General features: G+C 53.1%; 15 protein-coding genes. 9 read left to right on the forward strand and 6 right to left on the reverse strand.

What is annotated here, in order from left to right:
- Positions 1–396 precede the first annotated feature (396 nt).
- Positions 397–1296 carry a hypothetical protein gene (locus Enr10x_RS03310; protein ID WP_145103997.1) on the forward strand — a complete coding sequence of 300 codons (900 nt, stop codon included), beginning with the start codon at positions 397–399 and terminating at the stop codon, positions 1294–1296.
- A 96-nt stretch (positions 1297–1392) separates the two neighbouring features.
- Here the strand turns inward: Enr10x_RS03310 and Enr10x_RS03315 are convergent, their stop codons facing one another.
- Positions 1393–1803 carry a hypothetical protein gene (locus tag Enr10x_RS03315; protein ID WP_145103999.1) on the reverse strand — a complete coding sequence of 137 codons (411 nt, stop codon included), beginning with the start codon at positions 1801–1803 and terminating at the stop codon, positions 1393–1395.
- A gap of 459 nt (positions 1804–2262) precedes the next feature.
- Between Enr10x_RS03315 and Enr10x_RS03320 the strand changes: the two genes are divergently transcribed.
- Positions 2263–3552: a nucleoside permease gene (locus Enr10x_RS03320; protein WP_145104001.1), complete on the forward strand. Its 1290-nt coding sequence runs from the start codon at positions 2263–2265 to the stop codon at positions 3550–3552.
- Positions 3553–3636: 84 nt separating this feature from the next.
- On the opposite strand, the gene Enr10x_RS03325 is transcribed toward Enr10x_RS03320, so the two are convergent.
- Entirely contained in the window at positions 3637–5091 is a 1455-nt protein-coding gene (locus Enr10x_RS03325; RefSeq protein WP_145104003.1) for a hypothetical protein, read from the reverse strand.
- Positions 5092–5596: 505 nt separating this feature from the next.
- Between Enr10x_RS03325 and Enr10x_RS03330 the strand changes: the two genes are divergently transcribed.
- The 4 genes from Enr10x_RS03330 (at position 5597) to Enr10x_RS03345 (ending at position 9266) form a co-directional block, all read left to right on the forward strand.
- Entirely contained in the window at positions 5597–6241 is a 645-nt protein-coding gene (locus tag Enr10x_RS03330) for an OmpH family outer membrane protein (RefSeq protein WP_232093217.1), read from the forward strand.
- A 116-nt stretch (positions 6242–6357) separates the two neighbouring features.
- Positions 6358–7239, forward strand: coding sequence for a UDP-3-O-acyl-N-acetylglucosamine deacetylase (gene lpxC / locus Enr10x_RS03335; RefSeq protein WP_145104007.1), 882 nt, complete (start codon positions 6358–6360; stop codon positions 7237–7239).
- An 87-nt stretch (positions 7240–7326) separates the two neighbouring features.
- Positions 7327–8193: an acyl-ACP--UDP-N-acetylglucosamine O-acyltransferase gene (gene lpxA, locus Enr10x_RS03340; RefSeq protein ID WP_232093218.1), complete on the forward strand. Its 867-nt coding sequence runs from the start codon at positions 7327–7329 to the stop codon at positions 8191–8193.
- Positions 8190–9266, forward strand: coding sequence for a Gfo/Idh/MocA family protein (locus Enr10x_RS03345; protein ID WP_145104011.1), 1077 nt, complete (start codon positions 8190–8192; stop codon positions 9264–9266). Before lpxA ends, Enr10x_RS03345 begins: the two co-directional genes overlap by 4 nt.
- Positions 9267–9346: 80 nt before the next feature.
- Here the strand turns inward: Enr10x_RS03345 and bcp are convergent, their stop codons facing one another.
- Positions 9347–9832, reverse strand: a complete 486-nt coding sequence (gene bcp, locus Enr10x_RS03350) for a thioredoxin-dependent thiol peroxidase (protein WP_145104013.1) — start codon at positions 9830–9832, stop codon at positions 9347–9349.
- A 181-nt stretch (positions 9833–10013) separates the two neighbouring features.
- Positions 10014–11519 (reverse strand): endo-1,4-beta-xylanase, encoded by a 1506-nt coding sequence (locus tag Enr10x_RS03355; RefSeq protein ID WP_145104015.1) that lies wholly within the window; start codon positions 11517–11519, stop codon positions 10014–10016.
- Positions 11520–11793: 274 nt separating this feature from the next.
- Between Enr10x_RS03355 and Enr10x_RS03360 the strand changes: the two genes are divergently transcribed.
- Both Enr10x_RS03360 and Enr10x_RS03365 read left to right on the forward strand, forming a co-directional pair.
- The gene (locus Enr10x_RS03360; RefSeq protein WP_145104017.1) at positions 11794–12684 is read left to right on the forward strand and encodes a phosphoribosylaminoimidazolesuccinocarboxamide synthase; all 891 of its coding nucleotides are present in this window, start codon (positions 11794–11796) and stop codon (positions 12682–12684) included.
- Positions 12685–13033: 349 nt separating this feature from the next.
- Positions 13034–15439, forward strand: coding sequence for a carboxylesterase family protein (locus tag Enr10x_RS03365; protein WP_145104019.1), 2406 nt, complete (start codon positions 13034–13036; stop codon positions 15437–15439).
- Between the two features lie 33 nt (positions 15440–15472).
- Here Enr10x_RS03365 and Enr10x_RS03370 read toward each other — a convergent pair whose 3' ends face one another.
- Positions 15473–16687 carry an SGNH/GDSL hydrolase family protein gene (locus Enr10x_RS03370; RefSeq protein ID WP_145448128.1) on the reverse strand — a complete coding sequence of 405 codons (1215 nt, stop codon included), beginning with the start codon at positions 16685–16687 and terminating at the stop codon, positions 15473–15475.
- Positions 16688–16970: 283 nt separating this feature from the next.
- On the opposite strand from Enr10x_RS03370, the gene Enr10x_RS03375 reads away from it, so the two are divergent.
- A complete protein-coding gene (locus tag Enr10x_RS03375) occupies positions 16971–17891 on the forward strand; it encodes a ThuA domain-containing protein (RefSeq protein WP_232093219.1) in 921 nt (306 codons plus the stop codon).
- Positions 17892–17956: 65 nt separating this feature from the next.
- On the opposite strand, the gene Enr10x_RS03380 is transcribed toward Enr10x_RS03375, so the two are convergent.
- A complete protein-coding gene (locus tag Enr10x_RS03380; RefSeq protein WP_145104025.1) occupies positions 17957–19516 on the reverse strand; it encodes a TrkH family potassium uptake protein in 1560 nt (519 codons plus the stop codon).
- Between the last annotated feature and the right edge of the window lie 114 nt (positions 19517–19630).

Here is a 19630-nt window from a genome sequence, read left to right on the forward strand (position 1 = left end):
TCTTTGCTTTTTAAGTTTGCGAGCTTTTTATTCTGTCCAGAGTTTTAGGGTTAACCATTTTAACAGAAATCAGGGGCTGTCAAAATACGAGATCTTTTGAAGATTTGCCGAATTCAACAGTTTTTCAAAAACTTCAATTGTTGGATCAGAGGCGATTCTGTATGATTCGCGACCTTGAATCAGGCGAAAGACACTACCGGAAGGAACGGTCTGCTTCAGGAATTCGACGGAATATGATTCAACCGGGCCCCACTGGAAGGCGAATTCCTGACCTGAAAATTTGTGGTTAACCAGGAAGGTTTCTGTTAACCAATACATTGAGAACAAGGAGTGTTCCCATTGTTCCGATCGGATCTGATCCGATAGCGTGATTGCGAACATGGAGGAGAAACGCAAATGCGCTCCAAAACGAATGACTTTTTTTCAACGATCCTCGTGTTGATCCCATTGGTCGCGGTACCAATGCTGGCGATCTTCGGGATTCCGGAAATCGCTCCCGTTAAAAAGTCGGCTCTCAATGAAAAAGACCTGTTTGATCAGGAAGACTCGGCCCAGTCACCATTTGAAGAGATCTCGTTCGATTCTTCATCGCACGAAATCGATCTGGGCGGTGAAGGCAATCTGAACGGCTCCGCTGCGAACGGACAAGCGGGACAGAATCCGTTTGGCAAGATGGCAGCCAACCCTCAGCGAAAGAAACGCGATGAAGAGTGGTTGCCGCCCGCGGGAGCCCTGGACGGCTGGGAATTTGAGTCGGCACCACAGAAACTGGAACCCGCTCAGGGGATGGCAGAGTTGAATGCTGCTGCCGAGTTTCCCGGGGAGAATCGACGACCTGGCAACCGGGAGCCGAATCCGATTCAGCAGGCCGGTTTCGACGATCTGCCTGGTCCCTCCTCCGGAGTTGAGAATGCGTTGGGACAGGAAATTCAGCAGTTTGAAAACCCGGGACCGAATCCGTTTGGAGCACAAAATCAGGAACCTGGTGCTGTGCAGCAGGCCTCGGCTGAAGAGCCTGTTCGCGAAGTAGATCCCCAGTTCCGTCAGCGGGCCGAGCTGATGCTGCGACGGGATCCGGCGACCTGGAGCGCAGCGGTTCAGAAGCTGAACGAATTGGGAATCCGCGATTATCGCCTGGAGCCGGGCGGCAGACCGAATGAATTTCTTTTCAGCTGTTCATATTCGCCTCCACAGAACCCACGCATTTCCCGACGGTTTGAGGCAGAAGCTCTTGACCCGTTGAAGGCCGTGATTAAAGTTTTGCAACAGGTGGACGAGTGGAATAACCAGAAATAATCTGTGGCAGAAACCGGAAACAGGCCCGCTCTGAAATCGAATCAGTGCGGGCCTGTTGCATTAATCAATACAAACTGTTTTCAGAAGCGAGCTGAATCAGGCTTCGTTCTTTTTCTGCTGCTTTGCCTTGCGTTTTTTGGCTTCCATTTTCTTGCGAAGGTCGCTGGATTTCGGCGGCGCTTTGCGTTTCATCTCCCGTTTTTTCTCAACGGCTCGATTGGCTCTGTCGATCTGGCCACAGAGGTCCGCGAGAGATTTTTCGACATCCTGCTGACGATAGGAGGACGAAGCGGTCCAGGCACGACAGCTGGTGTGCCCCTGGACTTCGTAGCTCTGGTCCAGGCTGCGAATGGCATGGCTGAATTCGACCAGTTCATCGTTGATGGCGGTGGAAGCAGCGCTGATACCGACGGTGGCGCCGATGACTCCCACGGTTCCCAGCATGACCAGCTCGGCGGACATGACGAGACCGGCTTCGTCGCGCCAGAAATTCGTTAACAGTTTCATGTTAGACCTCTCAGAAAGTGGTGACAGTTTCTTGAGAGTGAGGTGAGAGTGAGTTCCGCCTATTCCGATTGTAGCGATTATTCGGATTAAACGGATTGTAGCGATTATTCCGTCTGTGTAAATATGGGTTGAATGAAAAATATGGATAAAAATGCTGCGTGTGCCGTGAATGTTTGTAAGTGGTTATTGAGAAATAGGATATGTCATATTTGAAAGAACTGATGTGGGGGACTCAGGGGGATCGTGGCCAGGCATCTGGAGGCCCAGGTGCCCGATGTGAGGCAGAGTCAGGGAAAATTGACGCGGCTGTTGGAGTTGAGAGAGGTCCATTCAGGAGAAATTCCCGGGACTGAATCCCTTTATACTTGCCTGACAGGTTGATTCGGGACATGATCGTAGCGATCAAAGATCCGACACGTACGGTATTTAGCAACAGAGCAGGAGAAGGGTTACACCAGCATGTCCTCAGAACAATCGTCTTCGCCATTAAGCATTGGTATTCGTCTCTCAATCATGATGTTCCTGGAATTCTTCATCTGGGGAGCCTGGTATGTAACCGTCGGGAACTTCATGAAGGAGCACGGGATGGAGAGCATCACTCACTGGGCTTATACGGTGGGACCGATTGCCGCTATCGTTTCTCCATTTGTCCTGGGGATGATCGCTGACCGCTTCTTTTCCTCAGAACGAGTGCTGGCCATACTGATGATTGTGGGAGGCTGTGTTCTGGCAGCTGCTCCGGGTGTCGTCAACGCCAGTGGAGCAGGCAGCACGACCTTTATTCTGTTGCTGTTGTTACACATGTTGTGTTATATGCCGACGCTGGGTCTGACGAATACGATTGCCTTCTCCCATTTGAAGAATCAGCAGCTCTGGTTTCCGTTGATTCGTGTGTTCGGTACCATCGGCTGGATTATTGCCGGGATAATTGTCAGTAAGATGATGCATGCCGATAAACTTCCTCAGCAGTTTTACGTCGCAGGGGGCGCTGCAGTGCTGATGGGAATTTACAGTCTGACGCTACCGCATACTCCACCGCCTTCGAAGGGGAAAGAAATCTCCGTGCGGGATATTCTGGGTTTGGACTCACTGGCCCTGTTGAAACAGCGTTCGTTCCTGGTCTTCATGGTCAGCTCAATGCTGATCTGTATTCCGCTGGCTTCCTATTACAATTTTGCTCCGATGTTTGTCGAAGATGCCAATATTAAAGACCCCGCATTTGAAATGACCTTCGGCCAGATGTCAGAGATTCTGTTCATGGTCCTGATGCCCTTTTTCTTCAAGTTCCTGGGTGTGAAGCGGATGCTGCTGTTCGGTATGTTTGCCTGGGTACTGCGTTACGGTCTCTTTGCAGCGGGCGCTGCTGATGCTGTTTACTGGATGATTATTTTCGGTATTGTGCTACACGGGATCTGTTATGACTTCTTCTTTGTCACCGGACAGATTTATGTAGAACAGAAGGCAGGACCCTCGATTCGCGCCCAGGCCCAGGGCTTTCTGGTTCTGGCGACACAGGGTTTTGGCATGCTGATCGGTGCCCAGCTCATGGGGTTACTGAAAAACAATATTGTGACAGGAGCAGGGGCTGAGAGGTTACTCACCTGGAAAGAATTCTGGATCATTCCCACTGTGACAGCGCTGGTGATTATGATTCTGTTCTTCCTGTTATTTAAGGAATCTCCTGAGGCTTCTGAGGATGTCAGCGAAGAAGATGTTGCGAAAGCCGCCAGTACGGAAGATCTGATCTGATAGAATTGATCGTCACTAATTAAAAACGCCCTCTGTATCTATGACACAGAGGGCGTTTTTCTATCGCAGGCATTGATTGATTTGTTATCTTCCCGGAACCGGGGTGGCCTGGAGGCGGACGGGCGTCATCGATTCGACGAGGATGTATTCGCCTCGTAAATCGGAGCGGAACCAGCGTTTGCCCGTCACGCCGATGGCACGCCCGACGGCGGCGTCCAGATTGATCTGTGGTGAGACCGGCTGCAGGTAGGCCAGGAACTGACCGTTCGGTGCGACCAGGGCATGTGTAGGCATACCGTAACGGGCATTGTTAAGCCGCCGTACAATGCCTGCTCCGGAGAACTGGGGCTGCGAGGGGCGTGGCGGTTGTTGAGTCTGTGGTTGTGGTACCTCTGGTGTGGGTGCGCTGGGTTGCGGCAGCGGAGGAGCCGGCTGGCTCGGAATCGCTGGTTGTGCTGGCGCAGGGGGCTGACCTGGAACAACAGGCTGTGTGGAAGCAGGCTCCGGCGAGGGAGGCAGCAGGCCATTCTCTCCCGCGGGAGTTTCCGGTGCAGGGTAACGGTTGGTTTTGTTCTGATCGGGGGCCATCGAGACGAGTTCCGCATCGCGTTTACTGGTCTCTTCCGCCAGTTTCAGGAAATCCTTGTATTCTTCCTGGACTTTACGGTAGCGATTGACGGCGTCAATCCGGAGATCAATTTTACTGGCAATGGCAGGATGTTTGATTTCCTGCTGAAGGGTTTTGTAGTCCTGTTCCAGGCCGTCGAGGTCCCAGGTATTGGGTTCGGTTTCGATCATCGCCCGGAACTGGGTATCAATGGTTTTGATCGCATCCTTGGCGGCTGCGATTTCGTCGACTTCGGGAACACTCCGCCGGGCTGAGCCATCGGTGGGAGTCTGAATCAGCTCCTGTTGGGGAGCAGGCGTCTTGTTTTCAGGCATACTCTGACCAAAAGGATCCGTCTCATTTTTGGCGATGGGAGAATCGATGGGGGCAGGAGGATTGCTGCCAGGCTGATATTGATCGGCGGGGAGCAGCAGGTGTCCTTCAACCCAGCGCCATTCGCCAACAGGCGGTTGAATGCGATACATCAGCACATTGCCAAATTCAGTCTGAACATTTTTACTGCCTAGAATAGTGATTTCATCATTTTTGGAGAGCCGGATCTGTTCGACGTCGCGCGAATCATCAAAGGCACTGCCGACCCGGACCACGACACCATTTTCACTTACGCGTCCGCGGTTTCCGGCCAGCTTCTGTACATGTTCTGCACGCACCCAGCTGAAGCTGCCCTGGGGAGGAGCGATCATAAACCACCCGCCGGGATCGTGGCGGTGGACCGTGACGCGGCTGCCCCGTTTGAGCTTGAGCGTGGGGTAATAGCGACGTCCATTCCCGCTGCGTACCAGTGCTTCGTCAGCATTGACCACGGCTTCGTAGGGGAAGGACCGTTTTTTTGCAAAAACATCGTCAGCCAGGCTGAGCAACAGCCCTGTTATTAATAAAGGTGTCAGGATCCAGCGGTCTAACGGACACATGGAATAAGCCTCCGTGCTGACTTTGTACAGCCCATTTGAAAGATATATAAGTTGAGTTGTCGCAGGTGATTGAGGACAAACAGAAATGTTCTGGTAGTGCGAATCGAGATTGATTCATGTGTGAGACAGGTTGAGTCTGAGAATTGAAAGAGGGGCGATTAATAATCAAAACGCCATTTCGAGGCAAGACCAAAAAATAGCCTGAGCGAGACTGGGAGGGGGCCGGAGTCGGAAACGGGATGACGGTTTGTAAATTGAGTGTGAAAGCCAATTTTTTCGTATTGACCTGAAAACGAAACTATGCAAAATTACCGGTCTCTCGCTACGGTGAGTCGGATTGATATGACGAGATTTCGACTGCACCTTACGGTAAATACTACATTTCCATGATGTTCGGGTTACGATGAAGTCTACTGGAGACGGAGTCTGGCCCTGATTCAGAAAATCTATTTCGTTTGATTGCCACTACGGACAGTGGTCCATTCTGCAAAGGAGTGCTTCGGTCGTGAAAAAATTAATTACATCAGCTATGGTTCTTGCGATTGTCGGTGGTTTCGCCTGTTTCACTGAAACAGCGTCAGCACAGGGCAATGCTCAAAGCAAGGCTTCAGTCGTACACAAAGTGGGCCTGATTGATATGGCTCATGTGTTCAAGAACTATGAAAAGTTCACCGCTCTGCGGGAAGAGCTGAAAGCGGAAATCCAGCAAAGTGATGCCAAAGCGAAAGCGATGGCAGAGCAGATTCAGGCTGTTCAGAAAGAAATGCAGGATTTCAAACAGGGCAGCCCCGAGTACCTGGCTCGCGAAAAACAGCTCGCCCAGGCCGCTTCCGACTTCGAAGCATTCCGCAAAGTCGCCCAGCGTGATTTTCTGCGGAAAGAATCTCGGATCTATCACACCATCTACATGGAAGTGACAGATACCGTCAAGAAGTATGCCAAGATCTACAACTACACTCTGATCATGCGGTTTAATCGCGAAAGTCTCGACACCGATGATCCCAAGAAGCTGATCCAGGGCATGAATCGTCAGGTCGTTTTCCATCGTGCCGACGATGACATCACCCTGTCAGTTCTGGACTATCTGAACCGTAACTACAAGAGCCAGAAAACTGCGACTGGTCCTGCACCAGGTTCGAATCGTCAGTAGTGCTGGCGGGATTCTTTGCACTCCTCCTGGATGTAGCGCAGGTTTCGACCTGCCTGCATCCTTTTTGCGATTGTTTCAGTGCACCCAGATAGTCTTCCCCATCGAAGGAGCAGCCGATGCGAACTCGTCATCAGAGAACGCTGGCCAGATCATTGGAATGTAGCGGGGTTGGGATCTTCACTAACTCCGATGTCAAAATACGTTTTTGTCCGGCACCGGAAAATCATGGAATCCAGTTTGTCCGGACGGATCTCAGTGGTTCAAAACCGATCCCGGCTTTGATTGAGAATGCCGTATTTCGACAGAGGCGAACTGCGATTGAATTCGAAGGGGCCTCGGTCGAGATGATCGAGCACGTGATGGCTGCCCTGGCGGGGCTGCAGATCGACAACTGTCGTATCGAGATCAATGCTCCTGAAGCGCCCTGTTTTGATGGTTCCGCACAGGAACTGTCACTGGCGTTTCTGGAGGCGGGGATTGTGGAACAGCCTTTCCCACGGAAAGTGATCACGATCCAGCAGTCACTCACCGTGGAAAATGAAGCGGGCAGCTTCATTCAGGCCAAGCCATTGAACCGTTCGGTGATGGCCATCGGCTACTATCTGAACTACGGCGAAGGCTCGCCGGTCACGCCCCAGTGTCTGACGCTGGAGATCAATCCGGAGATCTGGATGAGCCAGCTCGCTTTTTCCCGCACGTTCGTGCTGGAAGAAGAAGTCGCCGCGATGCGTGAGCTGGGCTATGGTCAGAAGCTGAGTGCAGCAGATCTACTGGTTTTGGGTCCGGAAGGTCCCATTGATAATGAATTGAGAACATTAGACGAATGTGTCCGTCACAAAATGCTGGATTGCCTGGGTGATTTTGCTCTGCTCGGCTGTGACCTGCATGGTTACTTCAGCGCACATCAGTCGGGTCATGCTCTGAATCGAGAGTTGATCAGGCAGATTAAATTAACGCATCAATCCACTGATTCTACAACAGCATGGAAGGTTGCTTGAAACTTGCATTTCCGGTTGCCGTCGAGCAGCCTTTTCAACACGCTCTGGTATGTCACTGACTGCAGACTTTTTAGGATGTCGATTCTAATGCCGACAAATATTTCAAATCTTTCCCACGTCGATCCCCAGGCAGAAATCGGAGAGGATGTGACGATTGGTCCGTTCTGTGTCGTCGGGCCGGACGTCAAGATCGGGAATGGGACTGTGCTGGACAGTCATGTTTCCATTACGGGGCATACCACGATTGGAGAACGAAACCGCTTTTTCCCGACATCCGTCATTGGCGCAGAGCCTCAGGATGCCGGTTACCACGGCGCTCCCACGCGGCTGATGATTGGCGATGACAACCTGTTTCGGGAAGGATGCACGGTACATCGCGGTGCCGAGAAAGAAGATCACTGCACACGCATTGGAAATCGTAATACTTTGCTCTGCAATTCCCATGTCGCCCATAACTGCCGCATCTTTGATGATGTGACGCTGGTGAATGGCGTGTTGCTGGGAGGCCATGTGCACGTGCACGATCGGGCGATTGTCTCGGGGAATACTGTCGTGCATCAGTTTTGTACTATCGGAACGCTGGCCTTCATCAGTGGCGGTGCCCGGGCGACCATCGATGTGCCTCCCTATATGATCTGTACGGGGGCAGATGATTTTCGCGTACGAACCGTCAATATGATCGGTATGCAGCGGGCAGGGATCTCTGACAGCGCGGTCGCAGTCATTCGCAGAGCTTACCGCCTGTTCTATCGCAAAAACAAAAAGCTGGAAGAGGTACGCGAGATTTTCAGTCAGGAACTGGAGGGTGTGATGCCCATGGCGTTACAGACTCTGTTTAACCATTTTGAAGGCATTCAGGGGAGTAAAGCGGGGCGAGGTCGAGAAGCGGCTGCCCGCAGCGCCAAATACGTTCCTGAAGAAAATAATCAAGATTCAACACGGAGAGCAGCATGAGTTCATTGAATGTGGCCGTTGTCGGGGTAGGAGCTTTGGGACGTCACCATGCCCGGATTTTAGCCGGACTGGAAGGCGTCAATCTGTGTGCTGTCGCAGATACCAACCCCGATCAGGGACAGGCAATTGCTGAGCAGCACGGCACCCGCTGGGTAGCGAATTACCGTGAGCTGTTCGATTCTGTCGATGCGGTTTCACTGGCAGTTCCCACGCATGCCCACCTGGCGATTGCCAGCGAGTTTCTGTCGCAACAGATTCCCGTGCTGGTCGAGAAGCCGATTGCCTGTAACCTGGCGGAAGCGGAAGAACTGGTGCGGATTGCAGACGCTCACCAGACTCTGCTGCAGATCGGTCATGTGGAACGCTTCAATCCTGCTACCCAGGCCGCGTTCCAGCGCTGCCCCCAGCCACGCTTCATTCGCAGCGAGCGTGTCAGCCCTTATACCTTCCGTTCTACCGATATCGGCGTGATTCACGACCTGCTCATTCACGACATCGATCTGGTCCTGTCGCTGGTCCAGTCTCCCCTGTCGAGCGTTGAAGCATTCGGCATCTCGGTGATGGGCGAACACGAAGACGCCGTTCAGGCACGTCTGCGGTTCCAGAATGGATGTATCGCCGATCTGACTGCCAGCCGCATCTGTCCGGTCGCCAAGCGGACCATGCAGTTGTGGGGTGTTTCCGGATGCGTGACGGTGGACTTTACCAGTCGGGAAGTCAATTCGTATCGGCCTTCGGAAACCCTGCTGTACGGCACTCCGCCACTGGAGCGGGCTCGAAAAGCGGGAGTGAATCTGGAAGCATTGAAACAGGAAGTCTTCGGGACCTTCTTGAAAGTGGAAAATCCTGAAGTCTCTTCGGCAGATGCGCTGACCGCAGAGTTAAGCAGCTTCGTGGAAGCCATCCGCAGCAACACCGCACCGCTGGTGGGTGGGGCACAGGCTCTGGAAGCGATGCAGGTTGCCGAGCGGGTTCTGGAAGCCGTGAATGCCCATCAATGGGATGGCAGTGAGCAGGGAGCTGTGGGCCCGTTCATTCAGTTTCCCAGCGAACAACGCCGACTGGCCGGTTAAGCTGCACTCAGGCAGGTTGACTCTGCAACCAGTCAGCGTGGATTTAAGACATCGCATATGAGGTCCGCAGGCGGGGCCGATCAATCAAGATCTTTCAATGCCTGGGCGACCTCTTCGGCGTGTCCGTTGACTTTCACCTTGGGCCAGGATGCGGCAATTTTCCCGTCCTTGCCAATCAGGAATGTGGCGCGCTGGATGCCCATGTACTTCTTGCCGTACATGCTCTTTTCGACCCAGACACCATACTTCTCGGCGATCGCATGATCTTCGTCAGAGAGCAGGATGAAAGGCAGGTCGAACTTGGTGGCGAATTTTTCGTGAGACGCAACGGAGTCCGGACTGATGCCCAGGATGACGGTGTCGTTCTTCTTGAATGTGGTGACCCGGTCCCGGAAATCACAGGACTCGGTGGTACAGCCGGGAGTATTGTCTTTGGGGTAGAAGTACAGGAGCACATTTTTTTCGCCCTTGTACTGACTGAGGCGGATTTTGCCTTCCGGGTAGGCGGGGAGGGTAAAAGCAGGAGCACGCTTGCCAACTTCGGGTACATTGCTATCGGTAGCCATGTTGAATCCTTGATGTAGTAGTGGGGACGAACCGCTGCCGGTCCGCAAAGGCGTGGCAAAGCCAGGCTGAAGACACATCAGGCTGGAACACGGAAATTCGCACACGCGCCTGCATGATAACAGGCTGACGTTGAATTTTCGACAGAGCGCCGCTGGTCACTGATATGGGAACTGCTGAAAATCAGGCGCGCCAGTATTGTCGATGATATTTCGTGATTGTGTCCAGTGCCGGCTTCGCGTGGCCATCCTGATTGATCAGCCCCGAATGGGGAAACCGGCAGGAATTCTCATCACGGAACTGCGACCAGTAGACGCCGGTCACTGCCGGTTTGGCCAACAGCAGCGGCAGGTAGAGATCGATCCATTCTGCCTGGGCGGCTTCACTCCAGCCGGTTTTCCACTGACTTTCCTGGACGCGGGAGATGCTTTTGTCTTTCTCGTTGATCACCGTATCGTCACTGGGGAATGCCAGGGTCAGGTGCAGCGGCAGATTCAGAATGCTCCATTTGTCGATCAGCTTCGAGATGTCCAGCATATCGTGGTGATGTGAGCCGTTCGGGAAGTAGCCGATACTCAGTTCCAGGTCGATCCCGGAGAGCCCCACTCCCAGGCGGTCGATGGCATCCACGAACTGCATGGGGGAGAGCTGATGCTGGCCTTTGGAAAGATAGTCTCCCCAGGGCTGTTCCACCCGGATGAAACATTGAATCGAATCATCGGTCTGCTTGGCGACTTCAATGGCGCGGGCGGTAAGTGTCAGACGCGTCTCTTCGTTCAGGCCGAAGACACCGCCGGTATTCATGGCGGAGACCAGGGTCCAGTTGCGGATACTGCCGGTATAGCGAGTGATGGCGGTTTCAATGAAATGTGAAACGATACTCTGGAAGTTGACCATATCCAGCTTCCAGGATTCAAGCCATTCGGGAAGCCCCTCGGGAGCGAAGTCAAGCAGGCAGCCACCCCGGATCAACAAATGATTTTTTTCGCACCAGTCAACCTGCCGATCACAGAGGTCCCAGTTCTGTTCGCCTTCATACAGTTCGATTTTCTTCCAGTTGACCAGATCCACGTTGACGGCGTCGAAGGCCTGGCAGATCTGTGCCCGTTGCGTCGCTTCGGGAATCAGCTCCCCCAGGTTACATCCCAGTGAGACGGGCAGTTTGAGTGACTGGGCACGCTGATGCAGAATCGTCAGCCGCTGACGTGCGTAGAGTTGAACCAGCAGTTCCGCTGCGGCATGGGCTTTCTGCAGCGCCAGGTCAGCAAGTTCTGAGCAGCGTTCCAGTTGATCCTGAATGACGGCTGCCTGAGAGAACGCGGCGAATGCTTCGTCGTGCAGTTTCAACAGGGCTTCGGGAATCACCAGGCCGGCGATCTGCCAGGTGCTGAGCTGGTCTTTGAGTGTGGAAATTTTGCCGCGGGCCAGCTCGAGTGAAAGCACGTAAGGATCATCACGTTCGGCCAGGGAAGCGGTCCGCACTACGGGGCGACCAAAGTCTTTGACATGCCAGACAATATTCAGCTTGCAGCTTTGGGACGTCTGGCGCCGGAAGGTGAGGATGTTGCCATCGACTTCCACGCGCGTTGGGAAAACACGACCGTCGACGGCGTTCAGATAGGCACGGTGAAGATCAGACCAGTCTTCAGGTACTTGGTTGGGAGCAATTAAAAAGCGCAAGTTGCCCATAAGAACGGGTCACAATCGTTATCTGATTATCAAAAAAAGAAGTTAACTTCAGGTCTCTCCATCCATTATCGCGTTTGGAGGGCTGGTGGCAAGTGTAGAGTCGTATGTATGTACATCGGGTTGATTCGCGCTATCATCTGGCAGGAAATTGAGGATCACTCAAATTGCAGGGGATTTAGCGGTTATGAACAGCACTCAATTGTTTAGCCTGCTGGTTCTCGCTACACTTCCAGTGTCTCAATTCATCCGCTTTTCATGAATGTGGTTACGAAACATGACATCATCCGCTTTTACCGAAAGTACACTTACCGGCGTTCCTGTTAAACGGGGAAAGGTCCGCGATGTTTATGATTTTGGCGATCGGCTGCTGTTCGTGGCCACCGATCGGATCAGTGCGTTTGACTGGATTCTGTCACCGGGAATTCCGGATAAAGGGAGGGTTCTCACTCAGATCAGCCGCTTCTGGTTTGAGCGGTTCACCGAAGTTTCTAATCACCTGCTGAGTATGAATCCGGCGGATCTGCCGCTCCCTGATGATGCCGACCTGGAAGCACTCCGCGGACGCTGCATGGTGGTTCGTAAAACGGAAGTCGTTCCCTTTGAATGTGTGGTCCGCGGATATCTTTCCGGATCCGGTTGGAAAGACTATCTGGCCAATGGAGCTGTCTGCGGGATTGATCTGCCCGCCGGTCTGAAACAGAGCGATCAGCTGCCCGAGCCCTTATTCACGCCGGCGACCAAAGCGGAATCGGGACATGATGAAAATGTCTCTTTCGAAGTCATGAGTCAGGCCATCGGTCAGGAACTGGCAGACAGCCTGCGGGAAAAGAGCATCCAGATTTATCAGCAGGGATCCGAGTACGCCCGGGAACGCGGCATTATTCTGGCCGATACCAAATTCGAATTTGGACTGCTGGACGGGGAGCCAATTCTGATCGACGAAGTGTTGACTCCCGACAGCTCCCGGTTCTGGCCTGCGGAGACCTACCAGCCGGGAGGGGCACAGCCTTCGCTCGATAAACAGTTCGTGCGCGACTGGCTGGAGACGACCGACTGGGATAAGAACAGCACCCCGCCAGTATTGCCTGCGGAGATCGTAGAAAAAACACGTGAGAAATACTTTGAAGCGTACCAGATGCTGACCGGCGAAGAATGCACCTGGTAGTTCTCTGATAACCGCTACCAGCTGTGCCGGTCCTGCTGATAATGCTGCTCGTAGCGAATCTCATCTTTTTACAGTTTTCATCGAGAGCCTAAACAGGTTCAGTCACTCGGCTTGCTCCCTCAACTGGATTGACAGATGCCGTCTGTTCCCCGGTAAACCATTGACGAGCTGTGAGCGCCGCTGTCAATATGGTATCTTGAGCACATTGCGACGCATCATTCTGATGTCCAATGATCGAAAAAACGAATTTGACCGGAATTTTTGCCAATAAACGGATTCTGGTAACGTAGGAAATAGACAGGCTTTTTATTTCTCATATTCCGGCAGTCAGAGTGTCGATGAAACCGGTATGACTGTACGATTATTTCCTGAATTCGAAACATCTCTGTCTCAATGGTCGCGGTACGTCTCCCGTTCAGGACGTCTGCTGCTGGCAGGTTCTCTCTGTTTGCTGGTGAGCCTGTGCTACTCTCTGACAGCCCAGGCAGGCGAAGTGGAAGTCGAGCATGGTACGATCCTCCGGGGTGATGTTGTACCGATACTGGGACTGACCGAAACACTGTCTTCCCGTCTGGAAGGCGATGCCGAAGTGAAACTGCCTCCCCGCAAGCTGGAGGGATACCCCATCATCATGGTCGATGATGGCGTGGTCCGCTACTTTGTCTCGCGGCGTACACTGACTCGCATCAACAACGATCAGGATCTCTCCCTGTATGAAACGTTTAAACTGCCTCAACGGGTAACGGGACGGGGGCAGATGCTCAAGGTGGTCGGTTCCTACGAAAATGTGACCGACTTTGACAAGTATGGTCGGCGCACGGTGACGCTGAAAACCAACCGGGGAATGCTGCCACTGTTGCAGGGGGTGACTGAGATCACGCCGCATTATCTGAAGATCACCGGCCTCAAACAGCAATGGGATCTGGGAATGCGGACCACTTCCGTCAAGGAAGAGATCCTGGATGCCATGCTGAAAAACTCCATTGATCCCCTGGATCCGAACGAACGCATCGCGGTGGCCCGTTTTTACATCCAGGCCGGCCTGTACCTGCCTGCGGGCGTCGAGTTCGCCAGGATCGAGGAGGACTTTCCGGAGTATAAAGAGAAGCTGGCGGGTTTTGTAACCGAGCTCCGCACACTGCAAAGTCAGCAGCTGCTCAATGAGTTGGAACAGCGACGTAAAGCGGGACAGCATCGCCTGGCACAGACCGCGCTGGCGAAGTTTCCCACGGATAACGTGGACCAGTCGATCCTGCGCCAGATTCGTGAATTCGAGAATGACTATTCGCATCGCCGCGAACGGATTGAGAAGGCACTCTTCCGACTGGGAGAGCTTGAGGCCGAGGTCAAAGATGTCAAGAACCGGGATCTGTTGCAGGCCTGCCGCCGAGAAGTCAACAGCCAGTTGAATTACGAATCCATCGATCGTCTGGGAGCGTTCCTGAATCTGGAAAACGATGATTCCCTGTCGGCACGGGAAAAGCTTGCTCTGGCCTATTCCGGCTGGATTGTGGGGGCGGCGAACGTGGTGACTAATCTGGATACAGCATTGAACCTCTGGACGGCCCGGGCACATGTGCTGGAGTACCTGCGCAACGAGGATGAACAGCTGGATGACAATATGATCGAGACGTTGTCGAAGCTGGAAGGTGTCTCAACTGCAGTGGTGAAACAGATGATACCGCTGCTCCCCCCGATTCTGGATACTCCGATCAGGGATCCGGAGAACGCGTTTCCGGTCCAGGTGACAGATCCCCAGGCCCAGGTTCCTGTTTCGTATTCGGTACTGTTGCCTCTGGAATATAATCCGCATCATACTTACCCGATGATTGTGGCCCTGCGTGCAGCCGGCTCGAAGGCGGAGACAGAACTGCACTGGTGGGGCAAGTACAAAAATGGGCCGGGGCAGTCACAGCGTCGCGGTTATATCGTGATTGCACCGGAATACCTTACAGAGGGGAAAAGAGAATACAAAGATAACGCGTCGGCTCATTATGCCGTCATTCAGGCGATCCGTGATGCCCGTAAACGGTTCAGTGTGGACTCGGATCGGATTTTTCTGGCCGGCCATGGTACCGGCGCGGATGCTGCCTTCGATATCGGTATGTCTCACCCGGGGATGTTTGCAGGAGTGATTCCCATTGCGGGGAACAGCAGCGCGTTCAATCTGCATTATTGGCAGAATGACAAAGATCTGGCCTGGTATATCGTGGGTGGCGAGCTCGACCGTGATACGCTGGAACACAATTCACTGCTGGTCAACCGCATGTTGCGCCGCGGCTACGATGTGATCTATGCCGAGTATAAAGGCCGCGGCTATGAGCATTATTATGAAGAGATCCACAGGCTGTTTGACTGGATGGAACTGCATCAGCGTGTGAAGTACCCGAAAGAGATCGAAGCGAAAATCCTGCGACCACTGGATAACCGATATTTCTGGATTCGCACCGACGGCTTCCCGCGCCATATTCTGCAGGGGCCTGAATACGTCGGAAACGGGCGGATTCGTGCCCGTCCAGTCACGCTGGGGGTCAGCATCAAACTCGGGAATGTGATCTATGTCAAATCGGGAGGCAAGTCGTATTCACTCTGGCTCAATCCGGAACTGGTCGATTTTGACAAACGACTGGAAGTGCACGTGAATAACAAAACCAAGTTCAACGACTTTCTGCGTCCCGATATGAAAGCAATGCTGGACGACGTGCGCAATCGAGGCGATCGGCAGAAGCTGTTCGACGCCCGGCTCGATTTTTAATCGAATCGGAATCGAAGCAGTCTGTCAGCGGGTTCAGTTGCCTGCAAAATACATGATGCGGGCTGCGTGCCCTTTGCTGGACGATTTGGGGCTCACCCGGATTTTAGCATGATGTTTCCCCGGCTTGAGCTGGCTGTTAAAGACGACCGAGCGAGGGTAGTGCAGACCTTTGCTGTAGTGATGATACAGGTCATGGGTTTCAAACGGTCCGCCATCAATGCTGACTTCCAGCTCACCCGCATCGGGGCCGGCTACAATGAATGCCCCCAGAGCCGTTCCCTCAAAGTCCAGCTCCAGTTCCGATCCCGGTTTGTCAGCACACAGCATGGGAATGCTTGTAAAGCGACTGCGTTTACTGCCCGGGAGGGAATCCCACGCAGGAACTTTGATTTCCCAGCCGGAGTTTAATGTCGCCTGTTTGACATTGATCAGACGGCCATTGCGGAAACTGTAAGGATCGAGTGGTTTGTCTGGTGCAGGATGCTTCTCCCGCGGTCCAGATGTTTTCCAGGCACGCGTGAGCAGCTTATCAATCATGGCGGCACAGATGGCATTTCCAAAGGGAGCGGGGTGTGTTCCGCCATACTGTTTCCAGGTCAGTTGCTCCGCATTGATGAGACGGGCGACTTCGCTGGCCAGATCAATCGTTGAGACCTGATAATGCTCTGCGACCTGCTCATGGCTGGAACTGGAGAGCGGTTTCTTATGTTGTTGAATCGTCTCCAGCATGGAGGGATTCACGAAATGCACCATGACGATGTCGGCATAGGGATTGTGGCGACGGATCTGAGCGATCACGCCTTCCATCCCTCGGATCGCGGCTTCCCGGGAGTGTCCCGCGTCCTGATCGTCGTTGACAGCGAACTCCACGAAGAACAGATCCACCGGTCCCTTACTCAAGACATCGCGGCTGGTGCGGAAGGCACCGGTATTCGAACAGGTAGATGAGATGCCCGCATTTGTGAATGTGAATTTTGTTTCCGGGAATGTTTTCTCCAGAAACTCACAGACCATGGGTCGATAGCCGTTCATTTCGGTAATCGAGCCCCCCAGAAAGGCGACATGTCCGGTTTTCGTTGATTCGAATTTCTGTTTGCTGTTCTGGTAGCTGCCGCGCAGGTGAATGTTCTGATCTGAGACGGCAGGCAGATTTTGAGGCGGCGCTGCGTTCAGGAATCCGAAGGGGGTAGAGAAGATTAAACAGACGAAGGCCGCCTGCAGGAAGCATGGGAATCGGGAATGGTTCATATTCGGAGCGCTCAAAAATAAAAGAACGAAAGTGGGTGTGAACTGTGGTGAAAGCGATTTTTCAACCTCTTCCAGCATGCAGAATCTGCGGACTCAGGTCAAGAGTTCTCCTGTTCAACAATTGATTTCGGGGCCGGGGGTTCGATACGATTGAACCCTCACTGAAAGAAAATCGTCCCGCTTGACCCTAATTGAGCCTTCAGCGCCGGCAGGAGTATTCATGAAATCGTTGTCTTATTTGATCGTATGTTGTTTATCCACCTTGTTTATGGGGACAGCTGTTGTGAACGATGCTCAGGCAGCAGACAAGAAGCCGCATGTGGTGTTTGTGACGGGTGATGATGAATACCGGTCTGAAGAATCGATGCCGATGCTGGCAAAAATTCTGAAGCGGGATTACGGATTTGATGTGAGCATCTGCTATTCGCTGGACGAGGACGGCACGATTAATCCGGGGAATCAGAAATCGATCACCGGCCTGGAAGCACTCGATGATGCCGACCTGATGGTGCTGTTTACCCGGTTTCGTGATCTACCCCCGGAGCAGTTCCAGCATTTCCTGAAGTACGTCCAGTCAGGGAAACCGATTGTCGGGTTCCGTACGGCAACTCATGCTTTCCTGTTTCGCGATCCCCAGAGCCCCTATAAAGCCTGGAACGATCAGAAAATCGCCGCACTGGTGGGTCAGAAGTGGATCACGCACCATGGACATTTCGGCGATGGGCACGAATACCTGACCGAAGTTACCATCAATGCAGACATGAAAGGCCATCCGATTCTGCAGGGAGTGAAACCCTATAAAGCTTACTCATGGCTGTATCATGTCGACGGTGGCAGCGACGGACACAAACTGGCGGGTGACAGCAAGCCCCTGTTGACCGGCCGTTCGCTCAAATCCGGTCACGAGCAAAAGGGGAATCTCGACAAGTACCCACTGACGAACCCGGTCGCCTGGACCAAGACTTACAAGGGAAAAGATGGAACTGAAGGACGCGTCTTCTTCACCACGACCGCCCATCCATTTGACTTCAAAGATCCCAATGTTCGTAAGCTGGCCTTGAACGGAATATTGTGGGCGCTGGGAATGGAAGACCAGATTCCGTCCCAGGGAGCAAAGACGGATACCGTCGATGAATATGATCCGAACAATTCGGGTACGGGACCCAAAAAATTCAAAGCAGGTCGCAAGCCGGAAAAGATCTGATCTACATCACAGGTTGAAATGAACCAGCCCGGATCGTCTCTGATCCGGGCTGGTTTTTTGTGACGTCAGTAATTTTTCCAGAAGGATGGGACGAACAGCACCAGAATCGCGAACAGTTCCAGTCGTCCCAGCAGCATCAGGACCGTCAGGATCACTTTGCCGGTGAGAGTGAAATCGGCATAGTTTTCGGTGGGGCCCAGTTCGCCGACCCCCGGGCCGATATTATTCAGGGTGGCAACGACGGCGCTGGTGCAGTCAATCAGCTTTTCTGGTTCCTTATCCTTCCACTCAGTATTGGGCTCGATAGCGGTCAGTAACAGACTGCTGAAAATGAAAATCACGAGCACCAGGCTGAAATAGACGGTGACATCATTGCGGATGCTCTGCTCGATATTCGTGGTGCCGATCCGCAGGGGGCGGACTACATTGGGGCGGAACGACTTTTCGATTTCCAGCCAGATGATCTTGGCAAAGAGGACCACGCGGATGACTTTGATTCCCCCGGCTGTCGAACCGGCACAGCCTCCCACAAACATCATCAACAGCAGCAGCATTTTGGAGGATTCATTCCAGGTATCAAAATCTCCCGTACCGAAGCCGGTGGTGGTCATGATGGAGACAGCCTGGAATCCGGCGTAGCGCAGCGCTTCCGGCAGCGTGGAGTAGATCTGATTATGGAGCAGGTTATAAGTCAGAAAAATAGTTGCCCCGCTCAGAATCAGCAGATAGGTGCGGAATTCAATGTCATTGCGGAGTGGGGAGATGATATCTTTCAAGGAATTGTCATGCGACCGGATATGTTTTAACGACATGAAGTAGAGGGAGAAGTTGGTCCCGGCGGCGACCATGAAGGCGGCGATCGTAAATTCAATCAATGCGCTATTGAAATAGCCGACGCTGGCATTGTGCGTACTGAAACCTCCGGTAGCCATCGATCCAAAGCTGTGGCAGAAGGCATCGAAGACACTCATGCCTTCCAGCCAGAGTATCAGCGCCAGAATGAGCGTGAACGCGACATAGATCGTCCACATGACAATCGCAGATTCTCGCACACGAGGGCGTACTGCTTCGCTGGTCGGGCCGGGAACTTCACGTCGCATCAGCGCTTTGCCGCCCGCTCCCAGATGACTGAGAATCGCGACGAACAGCACGATGATTCCCATGCCACCCAGGCAGTGGGTAAAGCTCCGCCAGAACAGGACGGAGCGGGGGATTAATGCCGGGTCTTCCAGCTCCCTGAGTACGGAGGCTCCCGTGGTGGTGAAACCGGAGATCGATTCGAATAAGGCATCGGGAATGGTCATTGGCACGCCGGGCGAGACCATGGAACCGGAGAAGAGAAAGGGGAGGCAGCCCAGGACCCCCGAATAAATCCAGCTCAAACCGACGACAGCCAGCGCCTCTTTGCGCAGAATCGTACCATACTCATTCCGGCCGATCAGATAGAGGAGGGAACCAGACACCAGACTGCAGGCGATCGAGCCACAGATGCCCCAGAAACCCGCTGTTTCAAATTCGACTGCCTCTCCAAAGACGGGGAAAGCCCAGGGGAGACTGAATACCATTGACGCACCGACCAGCATGCCAACCAGGCCCAGTAATCGGCAAAGAAGCAACCAATTCATTCTATTTCAACTTATTGATTTTTGTACGGAGAAGAACGACTGGAATCTTCCAGTGCATTCGAGTTAAATATAATAAGATCTATAAAAATACAGATTATAACACGTCTGTTCTTC

This window comes from Gimesia panareensis (genome assembly GCF_007748155.1).
Taxonomy (GTDB): domain Bacteria; phylum Planctomycetota; class Planctomycetia; order Planctomycetales; family Planctomycetaceae; genus Gimesia; species Gimesia panareensis.